General features: G+C 75.7%; 8 protein-coding genes. 5 read left to right on the top strand and 3 right to left on the bottom strand.

What is annotated here, in order from left to right:
• Window positions 1-19: 19 nt before the first annotated feature.
• Window positions 20-1,684: a phosphodiester glycosidase family protein gene (locus tag V2J63_RS13215; RefSeq protein ID WP_331231516.1), complete on the top strand. Its 1,665-nt coding sequence runs from the start codon at window positions 20-22 to the stop codon at window positions 1,682-1,684.
• Window positions 1,685-1,739: 55 nt separating this feature from the next.
• Here V2J63_RS13215 and V2J63_RS13210 read toward each other — a convergent pair whose 3' ends face one another.
• A complete protein-coding gene (locus tag V2J63_RS13210; RefSeq protein WP_331231515.1) occupies window positions 1,740-3,197 on the bottom strand; it encodes a sensor histidine kinase in 1,458 nt (485 codons plus the stop codon).
• Between the two features lie 86 nt (window positions 3,198-3,283).
• Between V2J63_RS13210 and V2J63_RS13205 the strand changes: the two genes are divergently transcribed.
• Window positions 3,284-3,787, top strand: a complete 504-nt coding sequence (locus V2J63_RS13205) for a DUF2505 domain-containing protein (RefSeq protein ID WP_331231514.1) — start codon at window positions 3,284-3,286, stop codon at window positions 3,785-3,787.
• 30 nt (window positions 3,788-3,817) lie between these two features.
• Here the strand turns inward: V2J63_RS13205 and V2J63_RS13200 are convergent, their stop codons facing one another.
• A complete protein-coding gene (locus V2J63_RS13200) occupies window positions 3,818-7,327 on the bottom strand; it encodes a proline dehydrogenase family protein (RefSeq protein ID WP_331231513.1) in 3,510 nt (1,169 codons plus the stop codon).
• 174 nt (window positions 7,328-7,501) lie between these two features.
• Between V2J63_RS13200 and V2J63_RS13195 the strand changes: the two genes are divergently transcribed.
• The 3 genes from V2J63_RS13195 to V2J63_RS13185 are packed head-to-tail and all read left to right on the top strand — an operon-like array spanning window position 7,502 to window position 12,260.
• Window positions 7,502-8,491, top strand: a complete 990-nt coding sequence (locus tag V2J63_RS13195; RefSeq protein ID WP_331231512.1) for an AAA family ATPase — start codon at window positions 7,502-7,504, stop codon at window positions 8,489-8,491.
• Window positions 8,488-9,768 (top strand): DUF58 domain-containing protein, encoded by a 1,281-nt coding sequence (locus V2J63_RS13190; protein ID WP_331231511.1) that lies wholly within the window; start codon window positions 8,488-8,490, stop codon window positions 9,766-9,768. The genes V2J63_RS13195 and V2J63_RS13190 overlap by 4 nt, the downstream gene beginning before the upstream one ends.
• Complete coding sequence (locus tag V2J63_RS13185) at window positions 9,768-12,260, top strand: DUF3488 and transglutaminase-like domain-containing protein (RefSeq protein WP_331231510.1); 2,493 nt, start codon at window positions 9,768-9,770, stop codon at window positions 12,258-12,260. The genes V2J63_RS13190 and V2J63_RS13185 overlap by 1 nt, the downstream gene beginning before the upstream one ends.
• A 91-nt stretch (window positions 12,261-12,351) precedes the next feature.
• Here the strand turns inward: V2J63_RS13185 and V2J63_RS13180 are convergent, their stop codons facing one another.
• Complete coding sequence (locus V2J63_RS13180) at window positions 12,352-15,345, bottom strand: alpha/beta hydrolase-fold protein (protein ID WP_331231509.1); 2,994 nt, start codon at window positions 15,343-15,345, stop codon at window positions 12,352-12,354.
• Window positions 15,346-15,469: the final 124 nt, after the last annotated feature.

Raw genomic sequence — 15,469 nt, 5'->3', positions numbered from 1 at the left:
ACCGAAGGAGGTCCCACCGATGCGCACCCCCACCGACCGGGCGCCGCGCCGAGCGGTGCTCGCCGCCGTCGTCGCCACGAGCCTCGTCGCACTGCCGGTCGCGGCAGGCGCCGCGACCGGCCACGACGGCGCCCACCGTCCTCCACGCCCCGGGCCGTCCGCGGCGGTGCTCCCGCTCGGAGCGCCTGGCCTTGCGGAGACCCGCACGAGCGAGGTCCTCCAGCCCGGGGTGACCCTCACCCGCATCGTGCGCGGGGAGGTCGACCCCGACCACGTGTGGACGGTCGAGGTCTCGATCCCCGGTGGCTCGACGTCGCCGGACCCCGACGCGCCGCCGACGGCGCTCAAGGACGAGGCGAGCGCGCGGGAGACGGTCGCCGAGCTGACCGCCCTCGGCTTCACCGCTCGGGCCGAGGAGGTCACGACCCCGCCCGTCGCCGACTTCGCCGGCGGCAGCCTCGGCTGGCGCGTGCGCGTCGGGGAGCTCGCCGACCAGGCGGCCGCCGACGCCGAGCGCGCCCGCCTCGTCGCGGCCGGCTACGCCGGTTCGACGTTCTTCACCGGCTGGGACAGCGACACGGTCGACTCCGGGCCGTGGCGCATCGACGTCCTCACCGTCGACCCGAAGCGCTTCCGGGGCGCCGTCGAGGTCGCGCTCGGCCCGGACATCGAGCAGCGGGAGACGACGAGCGAGCTCGCCGCCGCCGCGGGCGCCACGGCGGGCGTCAACGGTGGGTTCTTCGTCCTCGACCCCCGCTCCGGCGCCCCCGGAGACCCGGCCGGTGTCAGCGTCGTCGACGGCGAGCTCCTGAGCGAGACGGTCGACGGCCGGCCCGCTCTCGTCCTGCGCGAGGACGCCCGCCACACCGAGGTGGTCCGGCTCTCCTGGGAGGGCGAGGTCCGCTCGCGCGGTGACTCGCTCCCGCTCGACGGCCTCAACCGCGTCCCCGGGCTCATCCGCAACTGCGGCGGGACCGACGACGACCTGCCGACGGCGGACCCCCTGCACGACGTCACGTGCACCGACGCGGACGAGATCGTCGCCTTCACGCCCGGGTACGGCGCTGCGACCCCCGCGGGCGAGGGCGTCGAGCTCGTCCTCGACGCGCGCGGCTCCGTCACCGACGTCCGTTCACCGCGCGGCGGGACCGTGCCGGAGGGCGGGAGCACCGTCCAGGCGACGGGCGACCTCGTCGACGACCTCGAGCGGCTCGTGCGCCGGAACGCGCGCGTCGACGTGCGGACCCACCTCGTCGACGAGCGCGGCCGCCGCGTGCCCACGAACCATCGGACCTCGATCGTCAACGGTGGTCCCGAGCTCGTCCGCGACGGCGCGCTCCACGTCACGCCGGCCCAGGACGGCATGGTCCACGCCGACAACCCGAGCTTCTACTACGGCTGGGTGCACAAGCGGAACCCGCGCACGATCGCGGGCACGGACGCCCAGGGCCGCCTCGTGCTCGCCACCGCCGACGGGCGCAGCACCTCCTCGCTCGGCCTGAGCATCCCCGAGGCCGGGCTCGTGGCGCAGGGGCTCGGCCTGCGGGACGCGCTCAACTTCGACGGCGGGGGCTCGACGACGATGGTCGTCGAGGACGAGGTCATCAACGACCCGTCCGACGCGAGCGGCGAGCGGCCCGTCGGGGACGCCGTGCTCATCCTGCCCGGGCGGCGCGGGCACTGAGGGCGCCCGGGCGCTGCGGGCACCGACCCGCGGCGCCCGGGCGGCTGCTTGGCCCTCAGCCCTTCTCGGGCAGGTGCGCGCGGAGGATGACCTCGGTGCCGCCCTCGGGCACGGGTCGCCAGTCGATCGTGCCGTCGAGCTCTCCGCGGACGAGCGTGTTGACGATCTGGGTGCCGAGGCCGCCGAGGACCTTGTTGGGCGCGATCCCGGCGCCGTCGTCGCGGACGACGACGGTGAGGTCGGACCCGTCCCGGGTCGCCTCGACGACGACGATCCCGCCCTCGCGGCCGAGCCCGTGCTCGACGGCGTTGGTGACGAGCTCGGTGAGCACGACGGCGAGGGCGGTCGCGTCGTCGGCACCCACCTGGCCGAACGCGCCCCTGAACTCGGTGCGCACCTCGCCCTCGCGGACGGCGACGTCGGCGGCGAGCCGGAGCACCCGGACGAAGACGGCGTCGAAGTCGACCGTCTCGTCGAGGGACTGGGACAGCGTGTCGTGGACCATGGCGATCGTCGAGACGCGGCGCATGGCCTCGCTGATCGCCGAGCGCACCTCGGGCGAGCTCGAGCGGCGGGACTGCAGACGCAGGAGCGCTGCCACCGTCTGGAGGTTGTTCTTCACGCGGTGGTGGATCTCGCGGATCGTCGCGTCCTTCGTCAGGAGCTCGAGCTCGCGCCGTCGCACCTCGGTGACGTCGCGGCACAGGAGGATCGCGCCGCGCCGCTCCCCCCGCTCAGCCAGCGGGATGGCGCGGAGCGAGAGGTTGACGCCGTGGGACTCGACCTCGGTGCGCCACGCCGCGCGCCCCATGACGACGAGCGGCAGCGACTCGTCCACCTGCGAGTGGTCCTCGATGAGGTCGGTGACGACCTCCGCGAGCACGCGACCGCCCAGACCGCCGAGGACGCCGAGTCGGTGGAAGCAGCTGAGGGCGTTGGGGCTGGCGTAGAGCACCTCGCCGTCCGGACCGAGCCGGACGAACCCGTCACCGACGCGGGGCGCCCCCCGGCGCGAGCCGGTCGGGGAGCCCGGCTGCGGGAACTCGCCGCGCGCGATCATCGCGCAGACGGCGTCGCCGGCCTCGACGTAGCTGATCTCCAGCCGGCTGGGCGTCCGGGCGATCCCGAGGTTCGCCTGCCGGGAGATGACGCCGATGGCGCGTCCGTCGCGGACGACGGGGATGACGTCCTCGCGGACGGCGTGGGCGCCGGTCCAGCGAGGCTCCGCCGCCCGGTAGACCTTCTTGTCCCGCATCGCCTCACGCAGGAGCTGGCGCCGCCCGTCCGGGACGAGCTGGCCCACGATGTCGTCGTGGTGGACGGTCGTGCCCGTCGACGGGCGGCAGTGCGCGACGACGAGGAAGTCGTCCTCTCCTGTGGGCAGGCACAGCACGAGGTCCGCGAAGGAGAGGTCGGAGATGACCTGCCAGTCCCCCACCAGCAGGTGCAGCCACTCGATCTCCTGCTCCTCGAGCGAGGCGCGGGTCCTGATGAGCTCGCTCAGAGTCGACACCGGCCCAGCGTAGGCGAGTACGCGGGGGGCGCGACTACGCTTGCCGGACCATCCGCGGGCGCGACCCCCGTAACGAGGAGACCACCGTGCAGTTCAACGCCACGATCGACTACCCGGCCGACGCCGCCCGCGTCGCCCAGATGCTCGCCGACGAGGACTTCGTCCAGCGCAAGATCGCCGCGAGCGGCGCGCTCGACTCCTCGCTCGAGGTCCTGCGGGACGGCGACGCGTTCACCGTGACGACGCGCCGGCAGATGCCGACGGACCAGGTGCCCGCCAGCTTCCGCTCGCTCGTGGGGCAGAGCCTCGACGTCCGCCTCGTCGAGGCGTGGGAGGCCCCTGGCCCCGACGGCTCCCGTCGCGGCACCCTCTCGCTCGACATCGTCGGCGCCCCGGTTCGCGTGACCGGCCGGATGAGCCTCGAGCCGACCGGCCCGGGCAGCTCGCGGGAGGTCCTCGCCGGGGACATCACCGCCTCGATCCCGCTGTTCGGCAAGCACATCGAGAAGGCCGCCGCCGGAGCCGTCGACGACGTCGTCGCCATCGAGCGGCGGATCGGGCTCGCGTTCCTCGCCGAGCAGGACGCCTGAGCCCACCCCGCACGCGGCCCGCGCCGGGCCTCAGACCCGGTCGGGCGTGGCGGCGTCCCGGGGCACGTGCCCGAACCGGTGGAGCGTGCGGCTCACGGCCTGCTCCCGCACGAGCGCGAGCAGCTCGCGCCGGCCCGTCGCGAGGACCGGCCCGTCGAGGACGGTGACGCCACCCCCGGCTAGCGCGGCCCGCAGCGCGGGGTCCTCGCCGACGACGCGCACCCGCCCGGACACCTCCCCGGCCCCCACCCGCGCGACGAGCTGGTCACGGCTCTCCGCCCGGTCGACCACCCGTGCGAGGGCGCGCAGGGCGGCGTCGACGTGGGTGCCGTCGCCGCGCCGGGCCCTCAGCTCCGCGCTCAGGAGCGGGTCGAGGCTCACGCGCACCGGGGTGCCGGCGCGTGCGCCCGCGAGGACGAGCCGGACGATCTCGACCACGCGCGCCCGGTGACCGGCCCGGACCCACACCACCGGCAGCGGGCGGTACCGGAAGACGTTCGCCTCCACCCGCAGACCGCTCTCGTCGTGCGTGCGCCCGAACGTGCTGCGCCACGCGTGCTCGTCGGAGCCCGCCGCCGCCCGCAGCCACGCCTGCTCCGCCGGGTCCGGCACGAGCGGGAGGAGCGCCCCGAGGAGCGCGGCCACCCGCGGCGACGGCTCCGCAAGGACGGACGGGACGCCGTCGGGCTCCCACCGGCCGAGCTGGGCGACGTAGTTGGGCCCGCCGGCCTTCGCGCCGGGCCCGACCGCGGAGGCCTTCCAGCCGCCGAACGACTGCCGCCGGACGATCGCGCCGGTGAGGTGGCGGTTGACGTAGGCGTTGCCGACCTCGACCCGCTCGAGCCAGGACGCGATCTCCCGCTCGTCGAGCGAGTGGAGGCCGCCCGTGAGGCCGTACGCCGTCGCGTCCTGGAGCTCGACCGCCTCGTCGAGGCTACGTGCCCGCATGAGCCCGAGGACGGGGCCGAAGCACTCGGTGAGGTGGAAGAACGAGCCGGGCCGGACCCCGTCCTTGACGCCCGGGGACCACAGCCGCCCCGTCGTATCGAGCGGGCGGGGCTCGACGAGCCAGGACTCCCCCGGCTCGAGCGTCGTCAGCGCGCGGGCCAGCTTGCCCGACGGCGCCTCGATGAGCGGTCCCATCGCCGCGCCGAGGTCGGAGGGCCACGCGACGACGAGCGAGGTCACGGCGTCGACGAGCTGGCGCCGGAAGCGGCGGGACGTGCCGACGGACCCGACGAGGACGGCGAGCGAGGCGGCGGAGCACTTCTGCCCCGCGTGCCCGAACGCCGAGCGGACGAGGTCGGCGACGGCGAGGTCCAGGTCGGCCGCCGGCGTGACGACGAGCGCGTTCTTGCCGGAGGTCTCGGCGAGGACCCGCGGCCCGCCCGCGTGGCCCGCACGCCACGCGGCGAAGGTCCGTGCGGTCTCGATCGACCCGGTGAGCACGACGGTGTCGACGCCCGGGTGCGCGACGAGCGCCCGCCCCGTGGCGCCCTCGTCCGTGCGGACCACCTGGAGGACGTCCGCCGGCACGCCCGCGGCGTGGAGGGCCGCGACGACCGTCTCGGTGCACACCGGCACCGGCGGGGCGGGCTTGACGACGACGGCGGAGCCCGCCGCGAGCGCAGCGAGGATCCCGCCGGCCGGGATCGCGACCGGGAAGTTCCACGGCGGCGTGACGAGAGTGAGGCGGTCAGGGGTGAACCGTGCGCCGTCGGCGGGTGCCAGCTCGAGCGCACGGTCGGCGTAGTAGCGCGCGAAGTCGACCGCCTCGGAGACCTCGGGGTCCGCCTCGGCGACCGTCTTGCCGCCCTCGGCGGCCATCGCGGTGACGAGCGCGCCCCGGCGGTCCTCGAGCGCGTCGGCCGCCCGGCGCAGCACCGCGGCGCGCTCGGCGGCTGGCCGCGCCGCCCAGCCCGGGCTCGTCGCCCGGCCGCGGCGCACCACCTCCGCGACGTCGGAGGCACCGACGAGCACCGGGGACGCCGGCGCCGGTGGCTCCGCGGCGACGACGTCGCGCGCCCACGCCCGCACCGGCGCGAGGGCCGGGTCGGAGTCGGTCGCGTTGGCGAAGCGCGGGCCAGGGCCTGCGGGCCGGGCGGCCCGGCGCGGCGCGTCCGCGACGAGCGACCGCTCGGCGACGCTGCGCCGGAACCGCTCCTCCTGCTCGGCGAGCGCGGACTCCCGCTCCCCGGGCGCCGCGGCGAGGGCGCGGACGAAGTTCTCCGGTGCGGCGTTCTCCTCGAGCCGGCGGACGAGGTAGGCGACGGCGACGTCGACGTCCCCGGGCGCGACGACCGGCGTGTAGAGCACGAGGGAGCCGACCTCCGCCCGGACCGCGCGCGCCTGCGCCGGAGCCATGCCCTGGAGCATCTCGATGTCGAGCATCCCGGGCACGCCGCGCCCACGCGCGAGGAGGTGCGCGAGCGCGACGTCGAAGAGGTTGTGGCTCGCCGCCCCGACGCGCAGGGCGCCGGCCAGCTCGGGACGCAGCGCGTGCTCGAGGAGGCGCACGTAGCTCGCGTCGGTCTCGGCCTTCGTCGCGTACGGGGCGGGGACCCACCCGTGGAGCTCGGCCTCGGCATGCTCCATCGCGAGGTTGGCGCCCTTGACGAGGCGGACCCTCACCCCCGCCGCCCCCACCTCGCGCCGACGCCGCGCCAGCGCGAGCACACGCTCGAGCGCGGCGTGGGCGTCCGGCAGGTAGGCCTGGAGCGCCACGCCCGCCTCGAGGTCGGCGAACTCGGGCTCGGCGAGGACGGTCTCGAGGACGTCGAGGGTGAGGTCGAGGTGCCGGTACTCCTCCATGTCGAGGTTGACGAACGCGTGCGGCGAGCGCGCCCGGGCGGCCCGGTAGACCGGCCGGAGCCGGGCGAGGACCCGCTCCGCGGAGCCGCGGGAGTCCCACGGGTTGAGCTGGCTGACGAGGGAGGAGACCTTGACCGAGACGTGGTCGACGTCGCCCCGTCGGAGGAGCTCGACGGTCCGCGCCGTGCGGGTCGCCGCCTCGCGCTCGCCGAGCACCGCCTCGCCGAGGAGGTTGAGGTTGAGCCGGAGCCCCTCCCGGCGGGCGCGGGCGAGGTGGTTGCCCAGGGCGGGGTCGCGCGCGTCGACGACGAGGTGCCCGACGAGCTGGCGCAACCGCCGGCGGGCGAGGGGGACGACGACGCCCGGGGCGAGCGGAGCCACCCGCGCGCCGGCGGCGAGGAGCGCCCTGTCCCCTCTCGAGAGGAAGCCGGACGCCGCGGACGCGGTGAGCGAGGCGAGCTCGCGGGCGGCGACGCGGTCGTCCTCCGGGCGTGCGACGCGGTCGACGAACCGGACGGCGAGGTCGAGGCCCGCAGGGTCCGCCACGAGCGCGGCGAGTCGCTCCCCGGCGACCCGCTCCGCCCGGGTCCCGCCGTGCGCGGCCGCGACCCACCGGCGCGCGAGGGCGACGGCGTCCTCGACGAGGTCGTCGGCGCCTGCGCGCCCCGTGCCCGGAGCGCGCGAGCCCCGAGGAGCCACCGCCCCCACCGGCACGCCGTCGTGCGCCATGGCCCTCCTTCCGTGGGCCCACATCGTCCCGCGCCGAGGGGCCGGCGCGCGAGCGGGACCCGCCCTCCTGCACCTCACCTCGTCGCCCTCGCCCGCCCCGCGGAGCAGACGCCGGCCTGAGCGCGCCACGTGAAGCCGTGGACCGCCGCGGGCCCCGTGGTGCACCATCTATCAATGAGCCCAGCGCTGAGCCAGACCGAGCCGACGACGAGGGACGAGCTCGACGAGCTGCGCGCCGTCGCGTCCGACATCCACGCCGCCATCTCCTCCGTCATCGAGGGCAAGACCGAGGCGGTCCGGACGGCGGTCACGGTCCTTCTCGCCGAGGGCCACCTCCTCATCGAGGACGTCCCCGGGGTCGGCAAGACGATGCTCGCCAAGGCCCTGGCCCGCTCGATCGACTGCACCGTCCGGCGCATCCAGTTCACCCCGGACCTCCTGCCGAGCGACGTGACCGGCGTGAGCGTCTTCAACCAGGACACGCACGCGTTCGAGTTCCGTCCCGGCGCCATCTTCGCCAACGTCGTCGTCGGCGACGAGATCAACCGCGCCTCGCCGAAGACGCAGTCCGCGCTGCTGGAGTCGATGGAGGAGCGCCAGGTCACCGTCGACGGGCGCACGTACGAGCTCGGTGCGCCCTTCATCGTCATGGCGACGCAGAACCCCATCGAGATGGAGGGCACCTACCCCCTGCCCGAGGCGCAGCGAGACCGTTTCATGGCCCGCATCTCCATGGGCTACCCGGCGCCCGCGGCGGAGCTCGCCATGCTCGCCACCCACGGCGGCGCGTCGCCGCTCGCCGGCCTGCGGCCGGTCACCGACGCCGCGACGGTGGCGACCGTCGTCTCCGCCGTCCGTCGCCTGTACGCGAGCCCGGCGGTCCGGCAGTACATCGTCGACCTCGCCGCGGCGACGCGGACGAGCCCCCAGCTGCGCCTGGGCGCCTCCCCCCGCGCGAGCCTCCACCTCCTCCGGGCGGCGCGCGCCCACGCAGCGCTCGAGGGCCGCGACCACGTCCTGCCCGACGACGTCCGCCGTCTCGTCGAGCCTGTCCTCGCCCACCGCGTCCTCCTCAGCGGGGAGGCCCAGCTCGCCCGCCGCAGCCCCGAGGACGTGCTCTCCGCCATCGTCGCCGGCGTCCCGGTCCCCGCCAGCGCACGATGAACGCCCGCCTGCCGACCCTCACCACCCGCGGCCAGACGTTCCTCGCCCTCGGGGTGACGACGACGGTCATGGGGATGGTGCTCGGGTTCCCCGACATCACCCGGGTCGGAGTCCTCCTCGTGCTCCTGCCGCTGCTCGCCGTGCTGGCGACGTGGCGGCGCCCCCCGCGGATCGCCGTCGAGCGCGTCGTCGTGCCGGGCCTCGTCGCCGCAGGCCAGCCCGCCCGCGTCCATCTCGCGCTCACGAACGACGCCGGGAGGCGCAGCCTGCTCTACCTCGCCCGCGAGGAGATCGACCCGCGCCTCGGCGCGGACGCCCGGTTCCTCCTCCCACGCATGGACCCGGGCGAGGTCCACCGCCTCACCTACGACGTCTCGAGCGCAGCCCGCGGCCCCCACCACCTCGGGCCGCTCGTCCTGCGCCAGCAGGACCCGTTCGGCCTCACCCGCACCGGTACCGTCCTTCCCGCCGAGACGGACGTCGTCGTCCTGCCCCGGATCGAGGAGCTCGGCGCGTCCCGCCCGCGCGGGCACGGGGCCGGGAACGACGGCCGCATCCGCCACATGGTCGCCCTGCACGGGGAGGACGACGCGAGCATCCGCGCGTACCGCGACGGCGACGACCTGCGGCGCGTCCACTGGCCGACGACCGCGCACCGCGGCGAGCTCATGGTGCGCCAGGAGGACCGGCCGGCCCGCCGGCGCGCCGTCCTCGTCCTCGACCCGCGCGAGGACGCGCACGCGGGCGACGGCGAGACCGGCTCGTTCGAGTGGGCCGTCAGTGCGCTCGCATCCGTCGCCGTCCACCTCACCGACCTCGGCCACGCCGTCCACCTCGTCACCGCGGACGCCGTCCGTGAGGGCGAGGCGCACCACGCGCAGGGCCTCGAGGCGGTGCTGCGCGCGCTCGCCGTCGCCGAGCCGGCGCAGGGCGCCTTCGACGAGGTCCTGCGCCTCGCGCACAGCCTGACCGGCGCCGGAGGCATCGTCGTCGCCGTCGCGGTCGACGACGACGGGGACGCCCTGCGCCGGCTCGCGGGTATCCGTCCCCCCGGCGGGGCGGCGTACCTCCTCCTCCTCGAGGCGGCGACGTTCGCCCCGCAGGCGCCGCGGCGGCGCACGGGTGCGCCGGGCGGAGCAGGCAGGGGCACCGCGCCGGCCCTGGTGGGCGTCGTGGGGACGGCGGGCTGGCGCGCCGAGGTCGTCCGGGCGGGCACGGGCGTGCGGGCCGCGTGGGACCGCCTCACCGAGGCCGACGTCGTAGCGGCGGTGCGGTGATGAGGATCGAGCGCGGGCGCCCCGTTGACGCCGTCCTCGCGGCCGTCGCGACGTTCGTCGCCGGGTGGCCGCTCGCCGGGCTCGTCCAGGCGCAGCCGTGGGTGTACCCGACGATGGCCGTGCTCGCCGTCGTCGTCGTCGTCGGGGTGCTCGCCCGCGGCCTGCGGGCTCCCGGGTGGGCCGTCGTCGCGCTCCAGGCGGTCCTCGCCGCGCTCACGCTCGTGTGGACGCACGCGCCCGGGAACCTGCGGTACGGCCTGCCGACGGCCGGCACCGCCACCGACGTCGGGGCGCTGTGGACCGAGGGCATGGTGACGATCCAGACGTACGCGGTCCCCGCACCGGCGACGCCGGGGCTGACGTTCCTCGTCGCGTGCGGGCTCGCGGCGGTCGGCCTCGCGGTCGACGCGGTCGGCGTGACCGCGCGCTCCCCAGCGCTGGCCGGGGTGCCGCTCCTGCTCCTGTGCGCCCTCACCGCCTCCAACACCGGGGAGCCGCTGCACCCGCGGTACTTCCTCGCCACCGCTCTCGCCTGGCTCCTCCTCCTCGGCCGTCAGGGCCTGGGCTCGGTGCGCGCGTGGTCGAGCGGGCACGCCGGGAGCCACCGCGCCGTCTCCTCGGTCGACACCGGCGCGGCCGTCGCCGGGGGAACCCGCCGGTACGGCTCGCTCGCCCGCGGCCTCGGCGGGATCGGCCTCGGGCTCGCCGTCGTCGTCCCGCTCGGGCTCCCCCACCTGCCACCCACGACTCTGCTCGAGGGGCTCTCCCGCGCCGGGGACGGCACCGGGAGCGGCGGCGTGACCTTCACGGAGACGCTCGACCTCGCCGCTGACCTCGCCGACCGGAGCAACGCCCCGGTCATCCGTTACCGCGCGGACGAGCGGCGCCCACCGCCCCTGCGGGTGACCGTCTCGTCGAGGTACGTCGACGGGCAGTGGCTGCCGAGCCCGCGGGACCCGCTCGACATCACCGCTCCCCGGCCCTACATCGGCGCCCCCGTCGGCCTCGACCCTGCGCTCCCGGCCGAGGCCCGGACGGTCACGGTCCTCGAGAACGCGCTCGAGGCGCCCCAGGTGGCGGTCCCGCACCCGCTGGTCGGCGGGGACTTCGGCGAGGTCCCGTGGGGCGTCGACCCGTTCACGCAGACGGCCGTCGTCGGCGGTGCGGCCGACAGCTACGAGGCCACCTACCTCCTCCTCCCGCCGGGAGAGACACTGCCCGCGCACATCGGGGAGCCCGTCGCCACGACCCCGCCGCCGGTCGCGTCCACGCAGGCCCAGCCCGACGGGACGATCTTCGAGCTCGACGCGGACGGCGAGATCGTCGCCTACGTCCAGCCGGACGGGAACCGCGTCGTGCCCCGGCCGGACGGCGGGTACCTCCTGACCGCCCCGGACGGCACGGTCCTGCGCGACGTCGTCCCCGGCGGCGCTGACCCGGCCGTCCTCGCCGTCGACCGGCCTTCCCGCGAGCGCGTCGAAGCGCTCACCGAGGAGGTGGTCGGTGAGGCGACGAACGCCGTCGACGTCGCCCGCGCCATCCAGGACTACCTCCGCGGGCCCGAGTTCACGTACTCCCTCACCCTCGCCGAGACCGGCACCGATGCCGACGGCCAGCCGCTCGACCCGCTGAGCAACTTCCTCGAGACGAAGCAGGGCTACTGCACCCAGTTCGCCACGGCCATGGTCATGATGGCCCGCGCCGAGGGCATCCCGGCCCGGATCGCCGTCGGCTTCCTCCCCGGCGACGAGGCGGAGGACGGTACCCGCACGATCGTCGCGGCCGACGCGCACGCCTGGCCGGAGCTCTTCGTCAACGGGCTCGGCTGGACGCGCTTCGAGCCGACGCCCGGCGAGCGGTCCGGGACCGCCCCGCTCTACCGCACCCCGAGCGAGGCGGCCGCGCCCATCCCGGCGCCGGACCCGACCGTCGGGGACGTCGACCCCGGGGAGCGCCCGACCACGGACGCCGACGCGGTGGGCGGGGCGCCGGGGAGCGGGTGGACCGACGCGCTCCCCCGCCTCGGCCAGGGCCTGCTCGCCCTCGCGGCGCTCGCCGCCCTCCTCGGCGTCCTCCCCCTCGCGGGCCGGTGGCGCCGCGAGTCGTGGCGCAGGGGGGCACGCACCGACGCGGACCGGGTCGAGGGCGAGTGGCACGTCCTCGTCACGAGCCTCGCCGACCTCGGCGTCCCCGGCGTCGCGGGGCGCAGCCCCCGGCAGGCCGAGGCCTACGTCAGCGAGGCCGCGGACCTCGACCCCGTGACGGCGGCCGCCCTGGGCCGCGCTGTCGCCCGCGTCGAGGCGCTGCGGTACGCACCCGGCGGGGCGGCGCCGGGGACGATGCGCGAGGACGTCCACCGCGTCGTCGAGCGCCGCCGTGCCGGCCTGAGCCGGCGTGACCGCCTGGCGGCCCTGCTCTGGCCCCGCAGCGGCCGTGAGCAGCTGCGGCGCTGGGCCGGCTCGACCCGGCGCACCCTGCTCCGCCGCGCCTAGCCGGCGGTCCGCCACCCGGGCGGCACCTCTGCATGGTCACGAGGGGTTGCGGGTACCTCAGGCGTGATCATGGAGAAGTGCCGGCCGGGGCTCAGGCCGTGGCGCGCCGCCGCACCGCGAGACCGGCGGCGAGGCCGGCGCCGAGGAGCAGCGCCGCGAGACCCGCGGCTCCACCCAGGTCGGCGCCGGTGCTCGGCAGGCTGCCCGGGCCACCGCTGGTGGGCGGGGGCGTCGGCGCCGGGGTGTCCGTCGTCGGGGCGGTGGTCGGCCCGTCGGTGGGACCGGTCGGCTCACCGGTCGGCTCGCCCGTCGGCTCCTCGCTCTCGTCGAGGACCCGGCCGTCCGCCCCGATGAGGAGCTCGACCTCGTCGTCGTAGACGCGCCGCTCCGTCCCCGTCACCTCGAACGACTCGTCGATGAGCGGGAAGGAGTACACCGGCGTGAGCGTGATGCGCGCCGCGGCGTCGCCGTCGGAGAGTCGCTCGACGTTGACCTCGAGGTGGCCGTAGTGCTTGCCGCCGTCGACGAGGCGCCCGTCCTGCCAGACCTCGGGGACGTCACGGTCCGCCGTCCACGCGCTGGCGGTGTTGTAGCCGAGCGGCTCGCCGTCGTAGAGCCCCCCGACCATCCGGGAACCGCGCAGCCCGTCACCGGAGACTCCGACGTCGTAGTAGTTGACTCCCACGCCGTCGCCGTCGGAGTCGACGAAGGACCGCTCGAACATCTCGCTGTGACCGGAGATGACCGTGGCGACGCCGTACTCCTCGAACATCTCGTGGTAGATCCGCATCGGGGTGCCGCCCTGGCCGGAGCTGTCCTCGTGGTTCATCGGCAGGCCGTGCTCGCCGGAGCTGAACGGCGCGTGGTGGAACTGGACGATGACGATCTGCCCGGCCTCGCGTGCGTCGGCCAGCTGGGCCTCCGCCCAGCTCCACTGGATCGTGCCCTCGTTGTACGGCGACTGGTCGGTCCCGCCCGCAGCCTCGTACTCCTCGACCGTGTAGTTGTTCTGGGTGTCCGTGCCAGGCCCCGTGTACTCGGTGCCGGTGAGCTTCTCGTCCTCGGGGTAGTTGTCCGGGTGGTCGTCCGGGACGCCGTTGGAGCTGTCGAGCGTGAGGAACGTGAGCGGGCCGTAGTCACGGCGGCTGTAGTTGCCCTCGTGCTCGGGCGTGCCGTTGGAGCCGGGGGTGAAGTAGGTCTTGATCTTCGCCCGGCCCGTGACCACCGGGGAGCGGTCCTCAGGGGTCCCGTACTCCCCGTCCGCGCCGCCGTAGTTCTCCCAGTTCCCGATCGCCGCGAGGAGCGGCCGCTCCGACCCGAGCTGCCCTGCGGAGCCTGCGACGTTGCGGAAGAACTCGTCCCAGCCGGGCTGGTAGGCCCCGCCCTGGACGAGGTCACCGGTGAAGAGCATGAGGTCGGGGTCCCGCTCGGCGATGATGCCGAGGTTCTCGGCGAAGCCGCGGTCCTCCGTCAGCGCGTAGCGCAGCACCTGCTCGCCCGCGAGCGTCGCCGTGCCGTAGGCCTCGGCCCACGCGCTCCCCTCGACGGCGGGACGCGCCTCGCCGCCCTCGGGGATCGTGCCCGGGGCCCACTCCCGACGCTGCACCCGGCCGAGCGGCTCGGTCTCGGAGTCGGACATGGCCGTGAAGCGGATGTGGTCCCACTCCTGCGCCGTCGGCGCCGTCGTCAGCTCGTGCTCGACCGTCACGCCGGCCTGGGTGACCGTGTACGTGTACGTCTCGCCCGGCGAGAGACCCTCGACGCTAACCTGGTGACGGTAGTTGTCGCCGTCGATGAGCCAGGACCCCTGCTCGAGGCCCGGGATGTCCTGCGCGCGGTTGGCGTCGGTGTAGGCAAGGTGCTCCTGGAGCTCCCCCGTCGAGGTGTAGACCTGGGGCTCGGCGAGGTCGCCGCCGCGGACGGTGACGATCCCCTCGCCCGCCTCCGTGGCGAACCACGTGAGGAGCATGCCGTCCGTCGTCGGGTTCTGGAGGTAGGGGTGGACGCGGAACGGGTCCGTCGGCTGCTCGCCGGCGCACGGGTCGTCCGTGTCGACGGCGACGCCGATGGCGCTGAGGAGCATCGGCAGCGACGCGCAGAGGTTCTGCTGCCAGAGCGGCCACACGTGGTCGCCGCCCTCGTCGACGACGTACTCGACGTCCGCGCCGAGCTCGACGAGCCGGGCGGCGAGGGCCTCGTTCTGGAGGAAGAGCTCCTGCTCGAGCCCGGGCGCGGTGCCGACCGAGAGGTAGACCGGCATCGTCGCGAGGTCCTCGGCGAGGTGGAAGGGGTTGTGGGCCTCCCACACGCTGCGGTGCACCACCGGCGAGCCGAACAGTGCCGCGGGGTTGCCGCCGTTCGTCTGGACCGCGGCAAGGACGAGGCCGGAGCCGCCGAACTCGCCCTCAGCCGGCTCCCGCAGGGTGTGGACGAGGCCGCTGAACGAGGCCACGGCCGAGAAGCGCTCGGGGTACCGGCCGGCGTAGGCCAGGGCCCCGTGGCCGCCCATCGACAGGCCCGCGATGGCCTGGTCGTCCCCGGCGCCGTACTCGGTCTCGAGGAGGGCGGTGAGCTCGGTCATGTGGAACGTCTCCCACATGGGCTGGCCGCCCGCTCCGCCGTTGAACCAGTCGGAGTAGAACCCAGCCACGCCACCTTCCGGCAGGACGACGAGGACGTCGCGCAGCGCCTCGAGGTCCCCCGCGGCACCCGACGCGGTCCACGCGGTGTAGTCGTTGCTCGCGCCGTGGAGGAGCCACAGGACTGGCCACGTGTCGTCCTCGTCCCGCTCGTCCCACCCGTCGGGCAGGAGGAGCCGGACGCCAGCGGGCTGAGGCAGCGACGACGTCGTCACGGTGAGGTCGAGCGTGCGCGCGTCGACGCGCTCCTCGGTGACGTCGGCGACGGCGAGCGCCTCGACCACGTCCGGCACGGCGGCGGCCGGGCGGTCCCCGGCGGACGCCGGCGCCGTCGCCGCCGCGGCTGCGAGGAGCGCGGCCAGGGCGACTGCCGCCGCGCTGCGTGCACGCCGGAGCGGGGTACCGCCCGCCGGCGGGCGGGCGGTCCGTGAAGCGTTGCGGAGCATCGGGGCTTCCCCTCGTCGGCGACGACCAGGGCTCACAGGCGTGGCCCGGCTCACAGTGCACAGCACTGCGTCGAACCGTAGCGGTTGGCGGCCTGTGCCCGCCAGGCCCGCGAGAGCGGGGCGC

Source organism: Georgenia wangjunii (genome assembly GCF_036421975.1).
In the GTDB taxonomy this organism is placed as follows: Bacteria; Actinomycetota; Actinomycetes; order Actinomycetales; family Actinomycetaceae; genus Georgenia_A; species Georgenia_A wangjunii.
The sequence above is the reverse complement of the archived record's forward strand: the minus strand, read 5'-3'. Positions and strand labels throughout refer to the sequence as shown.

Coding starts and splice junctions, on each gene's coding strand:
- V2J63_RS13195 (WP_331231512.1), top strand. CDS start 7,502: ATGAGCCCAGCGCTGAGCCAGACCGAGCCGACGACGAGGGACGAGCTC.
- V2J63_RS13200 (WP_331231513.1), bottom strand. CDS start 7,327: ATGGCGCACGACGGCGTGCCGGTGGGGGCGGTGGCTCCTCGGGGCTCG.
- V2J63_RS13215 (WP_331231516.1), top strand. CDS start 20: ATGCGCACCCCCACCGACCGGGCGCCGCGCCGAGCGGTGCTCGCCGCC.
- V2J63_RS13185 (WP_331231510.1), top strand. CDS start 9,768: ATGAGGATCGAGCGCGGGCGCCCCGTTGACGCCGTCCTCGCGGCCGTC.
- V2J63_RS13180 (WP_331231509.1), bottom strand. CDS start 15,345: ATGCTCCGCAACGCTTCACGGACCGCCCGCCCGCCGGCGGGCGGTACC.
- V2J63_RS13190 (WP_331231511.1), top strand. CDS start 8,488: ATGAACGCCCGCCTGCCGACCCTCACCACCCGCGGCCAGACGTTCCTC.